The sequence below is a fragment of the Microbacterium sp. 01T413_2 genome, assembly GCF_056398985.1.
In genome coordinates this window covers 138,839-155,835 of sequence record NZ_JBFTQL010000001.1, presented here as the reverse complement: position 1 = coordinate 155,835, position 16,997 = coordinate 138,839, and the positions used below count along the sequence as shown (strand labels likewise).

The following is a 16,997-nucleotide window of genomic DNA, read 5'->3' as shown; positions in this document are numbered from 1 at the left end:
TTCAAGGCAGTGTCTGCACTGTCTGGCGGGCGATCTCGAGTTCCTCGTTCGTCGGCACCACCAGCACCGTCACTCGGGACGCATCCGTCGAGATGACGCGGATCCCCGCCCCGGACGCCTCGTTGCGCACCGGGTCGATCTCGACGCCCGCGAAGCCCAGCGTCGCCATCGCCTCCCGGCGGACCAGCGCGTTGTTCTCGCCCACCCCGGCGGTGAACGAGATGACGTCGACGCCGCCGAGCTGGGCGATGTACGCCCCCGCGTACCCGCGCAGACGGTGGATGTACACCTCGAACGCAAGGGCCGCGTGCTCGTCGCCCGACGCGGCGCGAGCGAGGACGTCGCGCATGTCCGAGACGCCCGCGAGCCCCTTGAGCCCGCTACGGGCATTGAGCAGCTCGTCGAGGTCGTGGGTCGTCATGTCGGCCCGACGGGCCAGCGTGAACAGCACGGCGGGGTCGATGTCGCCCGAGCGCGTGCCCATCACGAGCCCTTCCAGGGGCGTCATGCCCATCGACGTCTCCACCGAGCGTCCTCCGCGCACCGCGGTCACCGAGGCGCCGTTGCCGAGGTGGAACACGATCTGGCGCAGGTCGTCCCGCTCACCGCCGACGAACGCCGCGGCCGCCTCGGACACGTACTTGTGCGAGGTCCCGTGGAAGCCGTACCGGCGGATCCGGTGCGCCTCGGCGAGCTCGCGGTCGATCGCGTAGGTGTACGCGGCGGGCGCGAGGGTCTGGTGGAAAGCCGTGTCGAACACTGCGACATGCGGCACGTCCGGGAAGGCGGCCTTCGCCGCGCGGATGCCCTGGAGCGCGCCGGGATTGTGCAGCGGAGCGAGCGCGGAGAGCTCGTCGATGTTGATCTCCACGAGCGGGGTGATGAGCGTCGGCTCGAAGAAGCGCGCGCCGCCGTGCACCACCCTGTGCCCGAGCGCCGTGGGAGGGGACTCCTCGAGGGACGGCCCGTGCGCATCGAAAGCGTCCAGCATCACCTGGAACCCGACGGTGTGGTCGGGGAGCGGCAGGATCCGCTCAGTCTCGTGTCCTTGAGCATCGACATGGACCGCTCGACCCTCCGGCTGGCCGATGCGCTCGACCAGCCCCGAGGCCAGGGCGACACCGCCGGCGACGTCGACGAGTTGGTACTTGAAGGACGAGGATCCGCTGTTGATGACCAGGACGATGCTCACGAGGCGCTCCCCTGCTGGGCCTGGATCGCGGTGATCGCGATCGTGTTGACGATGTCCTCGACGAGAGCGCCGCGGGAGAGGTCGTTGATGGGCTTGTTGAGCCCTTGCAGCACCGGCCCCATCGCCACCGCGCCGGCGGATCGCTGCACGGCCTTGTAGGTGTTGTTGCCGGTGTTCAGATCCGGGAACACGAACACGGTGGCCCGGCCGGCCACCGATGACCCGGGAAGCTTCGCCCTGGCGACTGACGCGTCGGCCGCGGCATCGTACTGGATCGGTCCCTCCACGGGCAGCTCCGGCGCACGTTCACGCACCAAGTCGGTCGCGGCGCGCACCTTCTCGACTTCGGCGCCGGATCCGGAGTCCCCCGTCGAGTACGAGAGCATCGCGACCCGGGGCCCGATGCCGAACGCGGTCGCCGTCGCGGCCGAGGAGATCGCGATGTCGGCGAGCTGCTCGCTGGTCGGATCCGGGATCACCGCGCAGTCACCATAGACCAGGACGCGGTCCGCGAGAGCCATCAGGAAGACCGAGGACACCACGGAGACCCCGGGCTGCGTCTTGATGATCTCGAACGCGGGGCGGATCGTGTGCGCGGTGGTGTGCGCGGCACCGGACACCATGCCGTCGGCGAGGCCCAGGTGCACCATGAGGGTGCCGAAATAGGAGACGTCGGTGACGGTGTCGGCCGCCTGGGCGACGGTGACGCCCTTGTGCGCACGCAGCCGCGCGTACTCCTCCGCGAACCGCGGCACGAGCTCGGGATCCGTCGGCGACACGATGCGCGCCGCGTCCAGGTCGACTCCGAGCTCCCTGGCGCGAGCCCGCACCGCCGCCTCCTCACCGAGGATCACCAGGTCTGCGATCCCACCGGCGAGGACCGCACCCGCAGCCCGGAGCACGCGATCGTCGCCACCCTCCGGGAGCACGATCGTGCGGCGCTCGGTGCGCGCCCGGTCGAACAGCTCGTACTGGAACATCAGCGGTGTCACGACATCCGAGCGCGCGACGCCCAGCCGCGCGATGAGAGCCGGCACGTCGACGTTCTGCTCGAACATCGCCAGCGCCCGGCCCACCCGGTGCGGCGCGTCCACCGAGAGGCGGCCCGGCGCATTCATGATGCGCACGGTGGTGTCGTAGGTGCCGTGATCCGTCGCGATGATGGGCACCCGCGGCCCCAGCCCGTCGAGCAGGCGTTCGATCGGCTCTGGCAGCGCGAACGGCCCGTTCAGCACGATCGCGGCGATCGACGGGAAGGTTCCCGCCGCCTGCGCCAGCAGGGTGGCCAGCAGTACCTCCTCGCGATCGGCAGGCACCACGACCACCGACGACTCGATGAGCCGTGGCAGCACGTTCACCATGGACATGCCCGCGATCACCACGTCCAGCACCTCACGGTCGAGGAGCTCCTCATCACCGCGGACCATTCGCCCGTCCAGTGCCGTGCGCACACCGCGCACGGAGGGCGCAACGAGCGAGCGATCCTCCGGGATCACCCACACCGGCACCTCCTCGGCGGTCGGCGGCCGCTCCCCCAGCACCGCCGCGACGGCGGCCGCGATCTGATCGCGCTGCGCACCGTCGGCGCGGTTGACGACGATCGCGGAGAGCACGGCCCGCTCCTGTGCCAGCTCGGCCATGCCGAGCCTGGCGAGCTGGCCCACCTGCGCGGGTGTGCGCGCCTCGGTGACGCCGAGGCGCTCGCCGTGCCCCGCCGTGTCTCTTCCGCCCAGCACGAGCAGCACCGGCGCCCCCAGGTTCGCCGCGATCCGCGCGTTGACCCCTAGTTCCGCGGGAGCCGCCACATCCGTGTAGTCGCTGCCCAGGATCACGACAGCGTCGCACTGCGCCTCCACCGCACGATAACGCTGCAGGATCCGCCCGAGGGCCGCGTCGGGGTCGGCGTGGAGCTCGTCATAGCCGACGCCGATGCACTCGGCCGCATCGAGCCCGACCTCGGTGCGGCTCAGCAGCATCTCCAGCACGTCGTCGGAGCCGTCGCTCGCACGGCTGACCGGACGGAACACGCCCACTCGGGCAGCGGCTCTGCTCAGCGCGTCGATCACACCCAGCGCGACAAGCGACTTGCCGGAGTGACCTTCGATGGACGTGATGAGGATGCTCTTCGCCACGCCCTCAGCCTACGTGCCCGCTCCCTCGCTGCCGCTCATGGCTTCTCGCTGAACGCGGCGAAGAGGCGATCCCGGAAAGCATCCATGCGCCAGACCGGAGAGCCGTCACCCGGCTGAAGGCCGCGCGTCCACCCCCAGCCGTCGATCGCCGCGAACACCGCGGGGTCGCGGGCGATGACGCTGATCGGCACGTCGTGCGAGGCGCCGGCGCCGCTCACGATCTCGGCGGGCTGGTGATCGCCGAGGACGATGACCACGAGGTTCGGATCGTCGACGTTCTCGAGGAACGAAAGCAGGGATCCGAGCGAGTACTGCACCGACTGCCCATAGAAGCGCTGGACCGTCTCCGCGCTCTGCCAGACCGTTCCTGCGGATTCGCTCTGACCCGGCTGCGGGACGTAGACAGAGCCGTCGCCGATCTGCTCCCAGGGCACCAGTTGCGGCAGTGGCGCCCACGGGGTGTGCGACGACACCAGGTCGATCTCGGCCATCACGGGATCATGCGGACCCGTGAGCTCCGTGTCGGCGAAGTGCTTGAGTGTGAACTGGTCGGGAATGCGCGCGTAGCCGAAGCCAGGGCCGCGGTAACCGACATCCCTCGCGCCGACCAGCGAGTCATATCGATAGAAGGACGACCCGGTGCGCCAGGCCTCGGTGTCGGAGGGCACGTCGGACACCGTCCGCCACCCGGCTTCACCGAACGCCCGCGCCAAGGAAAGGCGGTCGCTGGCGACGAGCTGATCGTATGCCTGCTGCGTCGGCGTCCACACGCCGGTTTGCAGGGTGCCGTGCGCGAGCCAGCTCAGCCCGCCGTAGGTGGGCGATGTGAGCCAGGCGCTTTGCGCGGCGTACCCGTCGGCGACCAGGGAGGCGTTCCCGGCCCGGAGCACATCCGTCACGCCGTCGGCGTTCCCCGCGCCCTCCAGCGCGACCCGGCCGTAGCTCTCGACGAACGCGACCACGACGTCCTTGCCCCGGAGTCCGCTGAGCAGGCGAGACGAGGGCATGGCCGCGAACGGATCCTCCGCGATGGCACGCGCGACCGCCGCCTGCTCCGCGAGCACGCGCTCGGTGCGCGACACCGCGGTCGCGACGGAGCCGACCGAGGCGGCGGAGGCGAGGGGATCGCCGGTCGGCGGCGGCGCCACGACCCCTGCGACCAGCCACACCACCGCGAGTCCCGCGATCACGACTCGTCCCGCGGCACGTCGCTGCACCACTTCCGAGACGCGGAGGGAGGCCCAGGCCAGCAGCATCGCGCACGCGAGGGCGGCGCAGAGGAGGCTGAGCAGCAGCAGCTCTGCGAGGAAGGGGCCCACCGAGTCGACGACGACCCCATAGGCGGATCCGAGCTGCGGCCAGTCCACGAGGACGAACGGGGTTCCGACGGTGGTACGGAATCCGCGGTCGATTCCGGCGAGAGCAAGGGCAGAGGTGACGAACACACCGAACACCCCGGCTAGGACACGGCGCACGGCGCGCCACGGAACGAGCAGGAGCAGAAGCACGATCAGGAGCGACTCCGCGGGGATTCCGAGGAGTCCGTTCAGCCCGGGAGCGGGCCGATCCGTCGCCAGCAGACCCGGCACGAGCGGGAGGACGACGAGCGCCACGATCGCGACGGCCAGACCGGCGCCCCCTCCCCTCTGCGCCGGGGCCGAACCGAGGCGCGACCCTCCTGAGGTTCGACGCCGGGCCGACGGGCTCATGACCATGCGGAAGCGGCGATCGCGCGATCCCGGACGGCGGGATCGCCGTCATCCGGGCGGACGTCGCAGCGATCCGACAGGGCGTAGCGCAACAGCACCACGTCGCCGATCTGCCGCGTACCCGCCAGACGGGCGCGACGGGACGCCGTCCAGGGGTACCGGCCCGCGGCCGCGGCCCGGGGTGCGCCCGGCTCGCCGACGAAGAACGGCGCGATCACGAGCTGCAGCTCATCGACCAGGTCCGCCTGGAGGAACTGGGTGAGCACGGCACCGCCTCCCTCGACCATGAGCCGGCGGACTGCGCGGCGTTCGCCGAGGTCGTCGAGCACGGCGGCCATGGTCACCTGCGCGCCGAGGCCGACCACCGTGGCCCGCTCGCCGAGCCGTGAGCGAAGACTGCGCACGCCCTGCAACGGGGTGTACACCAGACGCGGCACCTCCCCCGCGGTGAAGAACGCGGCGTCCGGGGACAGATCACCCGACGCCGTCACCGTCACCTTCATCGGAGACGCAGCGCATCCGGACGACAGCCGCCGCGCACGCCGCCCGGTATCCCGGACCAGCAGTCGAGGGTTGTCCCGCCGCACCGTCGACGCGCCCACCAGGATCGCGTCGTTGCGGGAGCGCACCTCGTCGACCCGGTCGAAGTCGGCCTCGTTCGACATCGCCAGGCGGCGCGGTGCGGAGCCGTCGAGGTACCCGTCGATCGACATCGCACAGCTGAGAGTGACGTACGGTCGCTCGCTCATGGCCTTCTCCTCTGCTCGACGAGAAGCACGATCGCGCCCGGCAGCACGCCGATGAGCGCCAGCGCGCCGAACGCGGCGGAGGCGGACACGCCGGCGGAGGCGCCGAGGCCGACGAGTGCGAATGCCGCGCCGGCCACGGCCTCCCTCGGGCCCCAGCCGCCGACGTTGAGCGGGATGGCGGAGGCTGCGAGCACGACGAGGCCGACCGCCGCGATCGCACCGTCGGGCCGCAGTCCGACGGCGAGGGACGCCACGAGGAACAGCGCGACGTGCGACGCCACGACCACGACCGATGCGGTGATGATCGCGAGCAGCGCGGCCGGTCTTGCCAGCACCGGGCGGAGCAGGAGGTACTCCTGCCGCAGGAGCCGCAGCGGGCGCGGCAGGGCGACCGCTGCGACCGCCATCACGACGATCCCGGCCGCGATCCCTCCCGCGCCCCAGACGAGCGGCACCAGCGAGGATCCGAACCCGAGCGGCAACAGGATCGCGAGCGTCAGCGCGACCTGCACGATCTGCCCGAGGATCCGTTCGAGGGCCACGGCACGAGCGGCGATGCCCAGGCGCGCCTGGTCCCGGCCGTGCGCCCAGGCGCGATGCACGTCGCCGAGGATGCCCGCCGGAAGCACGGCATTGAGGAACTGCGACCGGTAGTAGGCGGCGAATCCGGCGCGCCGGCTCAGCGTCAGCCCGTAGCCGGTGGCGACGACCCTCCAGCGCCACGCGGCGGCCGAGGTCGCGATCACCGCAAGCACGAGGGCCGCCAGCACGGACAGCGGCGAGATGGCGGCGAGGCCGCGCAGGAACGGGCCGAGTCCGACGATCAGCACCGTCGCGACCAGGATCGCGATTCCGGCGCCGACGCGGGCGGCGAAGCGGATCGGGGAGTGATCGCGCCGCCGATCCGCTGCGTCGGGCGCGTACGGGAGGGCGCCCTCCGAGAAGGGGCTCACCGCGGCCATGCGAGCACATCCTGGTGCGAGACGGTGACGCGCAGCGTTCCCTCGTCGAGCTGGGCACTTCTCCGGGCGAGATAGGCGGCGGCATCGTCTGCGAGTTCGGGACGCTGCTCGACGGCCGCATCGACCCAGCCGTCCAGCCACGCGGCGACCAGGGGCGCGTCCGCGGGGCCGAGATGCCACGGCGTCGAGCTCGTTCGGATCCTCCATCCGGCGTCGGCGAACAGCCTCGCCAGGACGGGAGCGGCATCCGGGCCCAGCAGCCGCCGTCCGTCGGCGTCCCGCCGCTGGTGCGCGTTGAACGCGTCTCCGAGGGTGGCGTCGATGTCATCGGGAGGATCGAGGACCACCACTCCCATGACGGAGAGGCTGAAGAACGCGGGAGCACCCGCCTCGACGCAGGCACGGACGATGCGGGCCGCCTCGTCGCGGGTGACGACGTCGAGCAGGGCGGAGGCAGTGACGGCGGACGCGCCGGCGAACGCCCGAGCATCCAGTGCTTCCAGTACCTCGACGCTCGTGATGATGCGGATCGGCCTCCCGGCGTCGTCGGCGACCGCGTCGAGGTCGAGGTGGTCGAGGATCCCTGCGTCCCCGTCGCGCAGCACCCACTCCTGGGGGCCGGGCAGCCGAGGGGCGAGCCACCGGGTCATGCCGCCGGTTCCGGCCCCGAGGTCGTGCAGCACGACCGGCCCGGACGGCAGCATGCGCGCGAGCACGGCAGCGAGCTCCGTCGAGCGAGCGGCGTCATCCGCCGCGGATCGCAGCGCGAGCCACGACGGAGTTGCGGTCGAGACGGAGCTCATGACGTCTCCAGCGCGACGGACACGGCATCCACCGTGTCCGACCAGCTCGGCAGGCTGTCGCGAGCGGCGCGGGTCTCGGCGCGCAGCCGCCGGCGCAGCGCCGGATCCGTCATCCAGCCATCAAGAGCGGCCGCGAGGGCACCGGGATCCTCGGGTGGGACGAGGAGGGCCCCGCCTCCGGCGACGGTGTCGGGGATGCCTCCCACCGCCGCGGCCAGGACGGGCACGCCGTGCCCGCGGGCCTCGGCGATCGCCATGCCCGAGCTCTCCACGCGGGACGGCGCCACGAGCAACCCGCTGCGGCGATACTCCGCGGCGAGCTCTGGCCCCTCGAGCACACCGGTGAGCCGCACCCTGCCGGAGAACCGCTGTGCCTTGCGTGCCACCGAGGAGGCGAAGCTGCCGGACGTTGGGGAGGATCCGACGATGCGGCACGTCCAGCCCCGTCCTGACAGTCGATCGAGTGCGGCGAGCAGCAGGTCCTGTCCTTTGTGCGGCGCCACGATGCCGACGCAGAGAAGGTTCAGCGCGCTCGTCTCCGCGGCGGAGGACGCCTGAGCCCGGGGCACGTCGACTCCCGGCACCGCGATCGTCACGCGGTCGGAGTCCGCCAGCCCGCGCCGGCGGAGCTCCTCCGCTGTCCACCGGCTCGTCACGATCACGTGGTCCGCTGCCGTCAGGGCACGACGCTCCGCATCCGTCGTCCGCGCCGTCGCATCCGGGAACGCCGCCGCGACCATGTGCGCCAGGACCACCGTCCGCACCCGGGCCGACGCCTCGGCCAACGCCTCCGATGCCCTGAGGGCGATGAGCCCGTCCACGAGCACGGTCGCGCCGCGCGGAACCTCCCCGAGGGCGGCCGCCGCGTCGGAGGAGCCGCTCGTCTCGACGGTCGTGACGCGCCATCCGCGGGCGCCCAGGCCGTCGCGCACGCGCCGGTCGTACACGTTTCCGCCGCTCACCCGGGCGGGATCGTCGATCCCCTCGGGGACGAGGAAGGTGACGGCGCGGCCGGTCACATCGTCACCTCGTAGGAGGCCCACGCGATGTGCGATTCGTGCAGGGTCACGGCGATGCCGGTCAGCCTGGCATCGCCGAAGCCGCCGTCGCGCGCCCGCCCTGCGAGCCTGTCGCCGATGATCTGGCACAGCCGCTCGGTCGTGGTGTTGACGCCCTGCAGGTCGGGCTCGTCATCGAGGTTGCGGTACGAGAGCGCATCGACGATCTCGTGCAGCGCGGCCGAGGCCCGACCGATATCCACGACGATTCCGTCCGGATCGAGCTCCGCGGCGCGGAAGGAGGCGTCGACGACATAGGTCGCGCCATGCAGTCGCTGCGCGGGTCCGAAGACTTCGCCGCGAAGGCTGTGGGCGATCATCAGGTGGTCACGGACCGTCACGGCGAAGGTCATGGCCTGCTCCAATCGATGGTCTGGCAGAGCTCGGCCGCGGTGCCGTCGGCGAGGCCCGCAGTCACGTCCGGCAGCTGCCGCCACGATGCGGTCGCCCCGAGCAGGACGTCGAACGCGGGGTCCTGCAGAAGGCTGAGCGCGAGTGTGAGCCGATCCCGCGTGCTCCGCCGACCGCGACGGGTCGTGGCGACTGCGCCGACCTGGCTCGAGCGGATCCTCAGCCGGCGCGAGTGGAAGTCTGCACCCAACTCGAGCGACACCGGTTCGGCGCCGTACCAGCTCGCCACGAGCACCTCGCCGTCCGTGGGCGCGCACCGCAGCGCCAACTGCAGTCCGGCACCGGATCCGCTGGCCTCGATCACCACGTCCGCGTCGCCGGGCGGAGCCGCAGCGCCGGCGAACCGCGCACCGAGCGCCTCGACGACGCTCCGCTTCTCGGGGTCGATGTCGACCACGGTGACCTCGACTCCGGGGATGCCGCTCGCCAAGCGTGCCACGGCGCAGCCGATCATCCCGGCCCCGACGATGAGCACGCGGTCGCCGATGGCGGGTGCTGCGTCCCAGAGCACGTTCACTGCGGTCTCCACCGCCCCCGCGAGCACCGCCCGCCGGGCCGGCACGCCTTCGGGCACGGGCACGACGGCTCCCTCCGGCGCGACGTACCCCGACTGGTGCGGGACCAGCGCGAACACCGTCCGTCCCCGCAGCGGCAGCGGGCCGTCCTCGACCACGCCGACGTTGAGGTAGCCGTATTTGACGGGGAAGGGGAAGTCGCCGTCCTGGAAGGGAGCGCGCATCCGCTCGTGCTCGGAGTCAGGCACCGCCCCGCGCGCGACGAGCGACTCCGTGCCGCGGCTGATCCCTGTCCACAGGGTGCGCACCGAGACCTCGCCCGGGGCGGCGGGCCGCACCTGTTCGCTGCGGAACTCGCCATGTCCCTGGCCCGTCGTCCACCACGCGGTCGCCGTCTCTGCGCGATCCGCGTGAACCTCGAGCGCCCGCTGCGTCGTGTCACCCATGACTACCATGAAAGTAACACGGAGGCCGGATGCGAAAGGTTCAGCTCACGCCCTGGCTGTGGGGGGCCGCAGGAGTCCTCGCGCTGCTCACGCTCGGTGCGTTCGAACCGCTGTCGCCGGCGGGTTGGACGGCTGCGCTCGGCTACCTGGCCGTGTCGTCCCTGCTGGTCTCACGCGGGCTCCGACGGCGCGGCAGCACGCGCTTCGGCGCCGCCAACGCCGTCACGGCCGCCCGATCGATGCTCGTCGGCATCGCGACGGGCCTCGTCGTGACCTCGTTCACGGATGGAATCTCCGTCGCGCTCTTCGCGACGATCGTGGCCGCAGCCCTCGCCCTCGACGGCGTCGACGGGTACGTCGCGCGCCGCACCGACAGCGTGAGCGAACTCGGCGCCCGCTTCGACATGGAGGTCGACGCGTTCCTGCTGCTTGTGCTGTGCGTGTACGACGTGCGATTCGTCGGCGGCTGGGTGCTCGCGATCGGGCTCATGCGGTACGCCTTCGTCGCCGCGGCATGGGCGCTGCCGTTCCTCGGCCGCACACTCCCCTACCGGTACTGGCGGAAGGTCGTCGCTGCGGCGTGCGGCATCGCGCTGGCGCTGATCGCCACGCAGCTGCTGCCGCCTGTCGCGAACATCGCCATCGCGGCGGGAGCGCTCCTCCTGCTGTGCGAATCCTTCGGTCGCGATGTCGTCTGGCTCGTCCGGATGAACCGGACGAGCTCGCATCTCGTGTCACCCCAGAAGGCCTCGGCTCGAGACGGAAGCAGGTAGCACGATGACGTCGACCACCACCCCGGCGCTGCGGGTCATGCGGATCCTCAGCGCGCTCGTCCTCCTCACCACCGGCGGGATCCACCTCTTCCTCGTGTTCGCAGGAGTCGGCGGGATCCTCGGCGTGATGTTCGTGCTCAACGCCGTGGCGGCACTCGTGCTCGCGGTCGGGATGCTCGTGCTCCACGGCAGGCTCGCGCAGGCCGCGACGGTGCTGTCCCTGCTGTTCCTGATCGCCACACTGGGCGCGCTTCTGCTCGCGCTCACCGTGGGTCTGTTCGGGATCACCGAGGTGTGGACCTTCACGCTCGTCCCGCAGACGGTCGTCGTGGAATCGATCGGGATCGTCGTCCTCGCGGTGACGACTGTGCTCGTGCTGCGAAGCGGATCGCCGGCGCGGCGCTGAGCAGTGCGTTCAGCCCGCCCTCAGGCGGCCGCGGTCCATCCGAACCGGCGCTCCAGCACGCTCGCCACGCGCTCGAAGCGGGCGCGGTCGAGAGCGGCCGCTTCGCGCCGCACACCGGAGATGTGCACGCTGTAGAGCTGGTCGATGTCGACCCAGCTCTCCCTGCCCTGCCCGTCCCAGGGTCCAGATCCGAGCGAGAGGAAGTCGCGGTCCCCGTCGTGCGACTTGCTGGTCAGCTTGACCGCGTACACCCGCTCCGCCGACTGCGCCGCGATCACGAGCACCGGCCGGTCCTTGCCCCGGCCGTCGCGCTCGGCGTACGGCACCCAGGTCCAGACGATCTCCCCCGCGTCCGGAGCACCGTCGCGCCGCGGCGCGTAGGCGACGTGAAGGCCGCGCACCGAGCGGGGATCGAGCTCGAGGGTCTCGGTCGCTCCGCCGTGGCCCACCGTCGGCTCCAGCGTCGCGGTGCCTGTCGAGGCGCCTGCCGTCGTGCGAGCTGCGGGGCCCTGCGGCGCCTTCTCACGGGTGGAGGTGTTCGTGACTGCCTTCGCGATCGCCGCCACGGCGGCGAAGAGCGCGGACAGGATGCCGTTGCCATTGGTGGTCACAACGACACCCTATCCGCGCCTGTCCCGCATCCCCGCGGGCCTCAGGAGGTGAGCGCGTAGCCCTCCTCGCCGTGCACCACGAGGTCGACGCCGGCGATCTCGTCCTCGCTGGTGACACGGAAACCGACGGTCTTCTCGATGGCGAAGCCGATGACCAGCGCCACGACGAAGGAGTAGATCAGCACGCCGCCCGAAGCGAGCACCTGCACCACGAGCAGCCGGAGGTCGCCGCCCGTGAACAGGCCCTGCCCCGTCGCGAAGAAGCCGAGGTAGATTGTGCCGATGAAACCGCCGACCAGGTGCAGACCGACCACGTCGAGCGAGTCGTCGTAGCCGAGACGGAACTTCAGCTCCACCGCCAGCGCGCACACCGCGCCGGTCAGCGCCCCGAGCAGCAGTGCCCAGCCCGGCGTCAGGTTGGCGCACGCCGGCGTGATCGCCACGAGGCCCGCGACGGCACCGCTGGCGGCACCGATCGAGGTGGCCTTGCCGCCGCGGATCCGCTCGATCAGGATCCATCCGAGAATGCCCGCAGCGGCCGCTCCGAACGTATTGATCGTGATCAGCCCGACGCCGTCCATACCCTTCGTGGTCCACTGCGCGCCGGCGTTGAATCCGAACCAGCCGAACCACAGCAGCGCGGCACCGAGCAGCGTGAGGGGCACGTTGTGCGGCTTCTGGATGCCCTTCTGGAACCCGATCCGCTTGCCGAGCACGAGCGCGAGGGCGAAGGCCGCGGCGCCGGCGTTGATGTGCACCGCGGTGCCGCCGGCGTAGTCGATGAACTCGATGCCGCTGTCGGCTCCGAACAACATGGCGCCCAGATGCATGATCCAGCCGCCGCCCCACACCCACGCGGCGATCGGGAAGTAGCCGACGGTCGCGAAGACGCCGACGAAGATGAGCCACGGACCGAACTTCGCCCGGTCCGCGATGGCGCCGGAGATGAGGGCGACCGTGATGATCGCGAACGTGGCGCCGTACCCCACGGTGAGCAGCGCGACGTTGGATCCCTTGCCGCTCGCGAGCGAGGCCAGGCCGAAGTCGGCGAACGGGTCACCGGCGAACTGCGTCGGCGAGGACACACTCGCCATCGACGACCCGAACAGGATCCACAGCACGGCGACGAGCCCGATCGCGCCGAAGCTCATCATCATCATGCTGATGACGCTCTTGGCCTTGACAAGACCGCCGTAGAAGAACGCCACTCCTGGCGTCATGAGCAGTACCAGCGCCGTCGCCGTCACTCCCCAGGAGATGTTCCCTGTTGCTTCCATACTGTGCGCCTCCACCTGATCGCGTCGTGCGTTTCAGTGTGGCGGCGCTGTGTTTCGCGGGAGGGAGGCGCATGTTGCGCCGGTGTTACAGGATCCGCCGCTGTGTGAACAGCGTGTTTCGCGCGTCCGGATCAGCCGGCGACGGGGAGCTCGGCGTGCGAGAGAGCGTTCAGACGAGAGATCGCACGCAGGTACTTCTTGCGGTAGCCGCCGCCGAGCATCTCCTCGCTGAAGACCTCGTCCAGAGGACGTCCGGTCGCCAGGATCGGGATCTGCGCGTCATACGCGCGGTCGACGAAGGCGACGAACCGCAGCGCCTCGGACTGGTCGGTGAGCTGGCGCACATCGCGGATCCCCAGCGCCTCGACTCCGGCGATGAGGCGGATGTAGCGAGACGGGTGCACCTGCGCGAGGTGCTTGACGATGTCGTCGAACGCGTCGTCCGAGACGCGGTGACCTGTGCTCAGCACCGCGATCCGTTCGGCGTAGTCCTCGCCGGACAGCGCCACGGCGTGCCCGTCCAGCGCGCGCTGGCGGAAGTCGACGCCGTCGATGCGGATCGTCTCGAAGCTGTCCGACATCGCATGGATCTCGCGGAGGAAGTCCTGTGCGGCGAAACGGCCCTCCCCCAGCGCGTTCGGCGGGGTGTTGGAGGTGGCCGCGAGCTTCGTGCCGGTGCCGACGAGCTCGCCGAGCAGTCGGGTCATCACCATGGTGTCGCCCGGGTCGTCGAGCTCGAACTCGTCGATGCAGAGCAGATCGGATCCGCGGAGCAGGTCGACGGTGTTGCGATAGCCGAGCGCGCCGACGAGAGCCGTGTACTCGATGAAGGATCCGAAGTACTTCCGCCGGGCGGGCATCGCGTGATAGATCGACGCGAGAAGGTGGGTCTTGCCGACGCCGAAGCCGCCGTCGAGGTAGACACCGGGCTTCGTCTCGGGCACCTTAGGCGCCCGCCGGAACAGGCCGCCGCGCTTGACCGGCTGCGCGCCCGTCGCGAACGTCATGAGATGCTGCTTGGCCTCCTCCTGGGAAGGGTAGGCCGCGTCGGAGCGGTAGCTTTCGAACGTCGCGCCGTCGAACTGCGGCGGCGGCACGAGCCCCGTCAGCAGTTCTGCGCCGGTCATCTGCGGCTGGCGGTCGATGAGGTGGACGACGCCGGAGGTGGCGGCCTGATCGGTCATGCGGATCCTGTGTCGAAGTCTTACCCTGCGGGTGCGCAGGGGCGCACGGGGTTCTAGTGTCGAAGAGACGGATCAACCCTACGCCGTCGCCGTCACCGGTTTCACCGCGCGTCATCGCGCGCGACGGGCCGTTCACGGACATCGTCGCCCTGCATCACCACTTCCGAGGGAGCCCCCTGTGACCGTCGAATTCGACACCGCGTCCGCATCGTTCGCCGAGTACGCCGAGCCCGGACGGCTCGTCAGCACCGACTGGCTCGCCACGCACCTCGGCGAACCGGGCCTGGTCGTGGTGGAGTCCGACGAGGACGTGCTGCTCTACGAGACCGGGCACATCCCGGGTGCGGTCAAGGTCGACTGGCACACCGAACTGAACGACCCGGTCGTGCGCGACTACGTCGACGGCGCCGGGTTCGCCGCGCTCCTGAGCCGCAAGGGCATCTCCCGCGACGACACGGTCGTGATCTACGGCGACAAGAACAACTGGTGGGCCGCCTACGCCCTCTGGGTCTTCTCGCTGTTCGGTCACGAGGATGTACGCCTGCTGGACGGCGGGCGCGACCTCTGGATCTCCGAGGGCCGCGAGATCACCACCGAGCTCCCCGGCCGCGCGGCCACCGAGTACCCCGTCGTGGAACGCGACGACTCAGTGCTTCGCGCCTACAAGGACGACGTGCTCACGCATCTGGGCAACCCGCTCATCGACGTGCGCTCGCCGGAGGAGTACAACGGCTCGCGCACGTCGGCACCGGCCTATCCCGAGGAGGGCGCGCTGCGCGCCGGGCACATCCCGACCGCGCAGAACGTGCCATGGGCGAAGGCCGTCGCCGAGGACGGCGGGTTCAAGCCCCGTACCGAACTCGAAGCGATCTATCTCGATGGCGCCGGGCTCAAGGCCGGCGACGACGTGGTCGCGTACTGCCGCATCGGTGAGCGCTCCGCGCACACCTGGTTCGTGCTGAAGCACCTGCTCGGGTTCGAGAACGTGCGCAACTACGACGGATCCTGGACCGAGTGGGGCAGCGCCGTGCGGGTCCCGATCGTCACCGGCGAGGAGCCCGGGTCGCTCTGAGCATGGGAGGATTGCGGTGATGACTGACACCGCTGCCTTCGCCCTCCCCGACGCGCTCGCAGAGATCCGGGACGCGTTCCTGGAGCTCCCCGAAGCGGACCGGCTGCAGCTCCTTCTCGAGTTCTCGAACGAGTTGCCTGCGGTCTCCGAGGAGGTCGCCGCTCATCCCGAGATGGCTGAGCGCGTGGCCGAGTGCCAGTCGCCCGTCTACATCTACCTGGAGTTGGCGGGCGGCGCGGTGACGATGCACGCCACCGCGCCCGCAGAGGCTCCGACCACGCGCGGGTTCGCGAGCATCCTCGCGCAGGGCATCGCCGGTCTCAGCCCGGAGGCCGTGCTGGCGATCCCCGACGACTTCCCGCAGTCCATCGGTCTCACCCGCGTGGTGTCGCCGCTGCGCATCTCCGGCATGACAGGGATGCTCATGCGCGCCAAGCGGCAGGTGCGCGCCCGCCTCGCGGTCGCCTGACCGATACGCGGCGGAGCCGGCCGACGGAGCCCTCAGCCCAGGGAGCTGTCCTGCGCGAATCCCTGCTCGCCGAGCCAGTCGGCGATCGCGTCGGTCCAGCGGTTCTGGTCGTAGTTCCACAGCTTCGTGTGGCGCGCGCCGGTGAACGGCGGCATGGTCACCAGGTCCGGCCGCGCCTTCGCCAGGGCGTGCGAGGCGTCTGAGGGCACGAAGCCGTCGTCGTCGCTGTGCAGCAGGAGGATCGGCACGTCGATCTCGGCGGAGCGGGCGACCATGTCCAGCGCATCGAATGCGATCGCCTGGTCGGCGCCGCTGAGCCGTGCCGACCAGGGTTGCTCCAGGGCGTCCATAGCGAGCTGCGGCAGCGGATCCGGCAGCTTCATCGCCTTCGCCTGGAAGCGCAGCACCGTGCGCCAGTCGACGACCGGGGAATCCAGGATCATGCCGACCACCGCGCCGCCGTGGTCGGAGCTCACTAGCGTCTGCAGCGCGATCGCACCACCCATCGACCACCCCATGAGCAGGATCCGCTCCGCGCCGTGGCGGAGCGCGTAGGCGATCGCGGTGTCGACATCGCGCCATTCCGTCGCCCCGAGACCGTAGGAACCCGGTCGCGTGCGCGGGCCCTCCCCGTCATTGCGGTAGGAGGTGACGAGCACCGGCAGCCCTGCGGCATGCAGCACGGGCACGGCGCGCAGGCACTCGGACCTGGTGGCACCCCGGCCGTGGACCTGGATCACCCAGGTGGTCGACTCCGCCGGGAAGAGCCAGGCCGGGCAGGGCCCTGCCGGCGTACCGATCAGCACCGATTCGTAGGGCAGGTGCAGCTCCCCCGGTGCGAGGTAGTAGTAGCCGCTGAATCCCGCGCGGCGCCCGACCTCGGCACCCGGCTCGATCTGGGTCAGCAGCTTTCGACGCACGCTGCCGGCGTCCGCGTGCAGCACGGCGCCGAGCTTCACGTATCCGGGGGTGCCGTCGACATAGAGGCCGTAGCGCCCTGGCAGCTCGGTGTCCGGCGTCCGTGAGAGCTCGATCGTCTGCGCACCCGTGTCGACCGAGAGCACGTCGGTGTCGTTTTTGCGCGGTGCGGGCGTGATCACCTCGCGAGCGATGCGCAGCACGAGGGCTCCGCCGATCGCCGCGCCGAGAGCCGCGGCGCCCGCCAGCGCGATCGCGCCGACCGTCGCGGCGTGCCTGAGACTCTTCATCGCCTCCTGACTCTAGTCTG

General features: G+C 70.8%; 17 protein-coding genes. 4 read left to right on the top strand and 13 right to left on the bottom strand.

From position 1 onward, the window contains the following. Window position 1: 1 nt before the first annotated feature. The 9 genes from AC1DMN_RS00745 to AC1DMN_RS00705 form a co-directional block, all read right to left on the bottom strand. The gene (locus tag AC1DMN_RS00745; RefSeq protein WP_477229062.1) at window positions 2-1,192 is read right to left on the bottom strand and encodes an acetate/propionate family kinase; all 1,191 of its coding nucleotides are present in this window, start codon (window positions 1,190-1,192) and stop codon (window positions 2-4) included. Next, window positions 1,189-3,324: a phosphate acetyltransferase gene (pta, locus tag AC1DMN_RS00740; protein WP_477229061.1), complete on the bottom strand. Its 2,136-nt coding sequence runs from the start codon at window positions 3,322-3,324 to the stop codon at window positions 1,189-1,191. Before pta ends, AC1DMN_RS00745 begins: the two co-directional genes overlap by 4 nt. A gap of 35 nt (window positions 3,325-3,359) precedes the next feature. Next, entirely contained in the window at window positions 3,360-4,937 is a 1,578-nt protein-coding gene (locus tag AC1DMN_RS00735; RefSeq protein WP_477229060.1) for an alkaline phosphatase family protein, read from the bottom strand. A 92-nt stretch (window positions 4,938-5,029) separates the two neighbouring features. Further along, complete coding sequence (locus AC1DMN_RS00730; RefSeq protein ID WP_441977779.1) at window positions 5,030-5,782, bottom strand: RibD family protein; 753 nt, start codon at window positions 5,780-5,782, stop codon at window positions 5,030-5,032. Continuing rightward, a complete protein-coding gene (locus AC1DMN_RS00725) occupies window positions 5,779-6,744 on the bottom strand; it encodes a lysylphosphatidylglycerol synthase transmembrane domain-containing protein (protein WP_477229059.1) in 966 nt (321 codons plus the stop codon). Before AC1DMN_RS00725 ends, AC1DMN_RS00730 begins: the two co-directional genes overlap by 4 nt. Further along, complete coding sequence (locus AC1DMN_RS00720; RefSeq protein ID WP_477229058.1) at window positions 6,732-7,547, bottom strand: SAM-dependent methyltransferase; 816 nt, start codon at window positions 7,545-7,547, stop codon at window positions 6,732-6,734. The genes AC1DMN_RS00725 and AC1DMN_RS00720 overlap by 13 nt, the downstream gene beginning before the upstream one ends. Further along, window positions 7,544-8,566, bottom strand: coding sequence for a glycosyltransferase family 4 protein (locus tag AC1DMN_RS00715; protein ID WP_477229057.1), 1,023 nt, complete (start codon window positions 8,564-8,566; stop codon window positions 7,544-7,546). Before AC1DMN_RS00715 ends, AC1DMN_RS00720 begins: the two co-directional genes overlap by 4 nt. Next, complete coding sequence (locus AC1DMN_RS00710; protein WP_440731825.1) at window positions 8,563-8,958, bottom strand: 6-pyruvoyl trahydropterin synthase family protein; 396 nt, start codon at window positions 8,956-8,958, stop codon at window positions 8,563-8,565. Before AC1DMN_RS00710 ends, AC1DMN_RS00715 begins: the two co-directional genes overlap by 4 nt. Then, window positions 8,955-9,977, bottom strand: a complete 1,023-nt coding sequence (locus tag AC1DMN_RS00705; protein WP_477229056.1) for a zinc-dependent alcohol dehydrogenase — start codon at window positions 9,975-9,977, stop codon at window positions 8,955-8,957. The genes AC1DMN_RS00710 and AC1DMN_RS00705 overlap by 4 nt, the downstream gene beginning before the upstream one ends. A 29-nt stretch (window positions 9,978-10,006) precedes the next feature. Here AC1DMN_RS00705 and AC1DMN_RS00700 point away from each other — a divergent pair, with 29 nt between their 5' ends. Beyond that, window positions 10,007-10,750: a CDP-alcohol phosphatidyltransferase family protein gene (locus AC1DMN_RS00700; protein WP_477229055.1), complete on the top strand. Its 744-nt coding sequence runs from the start codon at window positions 10,007-10,009 to the stop codon at window positions 10,748-10,750. A gap of 4 nt (window positions 10,751-10,754) precedes the next feature. After that, the gene (locus AC1DMN_RS00695; protein ID WP_441977785.1) at window positions 10,755-11,156 is read left to right on the top strand and encodes a hypothetical protein; all 402 of its coding nucleotides are present in this window, start codon (window positions 10,755-10,757) and stop codon (window positions 11,154-11,156) included. 20 nt (window positions 11,157-11,176) lie between these two features. Here the strand turns inward: AC1DMN_RS00695 and AC1DMN_RS00690 are convergent, their stop codons facing one another. The 3 genes from AC1DMN_RS00690 to zapE form a co-directional block, all read right to left on the bottom strand. Beyond that, a complete protein-coding gene (locus tag AC1DMN_RS00690) occupies window positions 11,177-11,767 on the bottom strand; it encodes a type II toxin-antitoxin system PemK/MazF family toxin (RefSeq protein ID WP_441977786.1) in 591 nt (196 codons plus the stop codon). Window positions 11,768-11,808: 41 nt separating this feature from the next. Continuing rightward, complete coding sequence (locus AC1DMN_RS00685) at window positions 11,809-13,044, bottom strand: ammonium transporter (protein WP_440731830.1); 1,236 nt, start codon at window positions 13,042-13,044, stop codon at window positions 11,809-11,811. Between the two features lie 131 nt (window positions 13,045-13,175). After that, window positions 13,176-14,228: a cell division protein ZapE gene (zapE, locus tag AC1DMN_RS00680; RefSeq protein WP_440731831.1), complete on the bottom strand. Its 1,053-nt coding sequence runs from the start codon at window positions 14,226-14,228 to the stop codon at window positions 13,176-13,178. A gap of 178 nt (window positions 14,229-14,406) precedes the next feature. Here zapE and AC1DMN_RS00675 point away from each other — a divergent pair, with 178 nt between their 5' ends. Together AC1DMN_RS00675 and AC1DMN_RS00670 are read left to right on the top strand one after the other, a co-directional pair. Further along, a complete protein-coding gene (locus AC1DMN_RS00675) occupies window positions 14,407-15,300 on the top strand; it encodes a sulfurtransferase (RefSeq protein ID WP_477229054.1) in 894 nt (297 codons plus the stop codon). Window positions 15,301-15,319: 19 nt separating this feature from the next. Further along, window positions 15,320-15,769: a SufE family protein gene (locus AC1DMN_RS00670; protein WP_441977787.1), complete on the top strand. Its 450-nt coding sequence runs from the start codon at window positions 15,320-15,322 to the stop codon at window positions 15,767-15,769. 32 nt (window positions 15,770-15,801) lie between these two features. Here AC1DMN_RS00670 and AC1DMN_RS00665 read toward each other — a convergent pair whose 3' ends face one another. After that, the gene (locus AC1DMN_RS00665; protein ID WP_477229053.1) at window positions 15,802-16,977 is read right to left on the bottom strand and encodes an alpha/beta hydrolase family protein; all 1,176 of its coding nucleotides are present in this window, start codon (window positions 16,975-16,977) and stop codon (window positions 15,802-15,804) included. Window positions 16,978-16,997 lie beyond the last annotated feature (20 nt).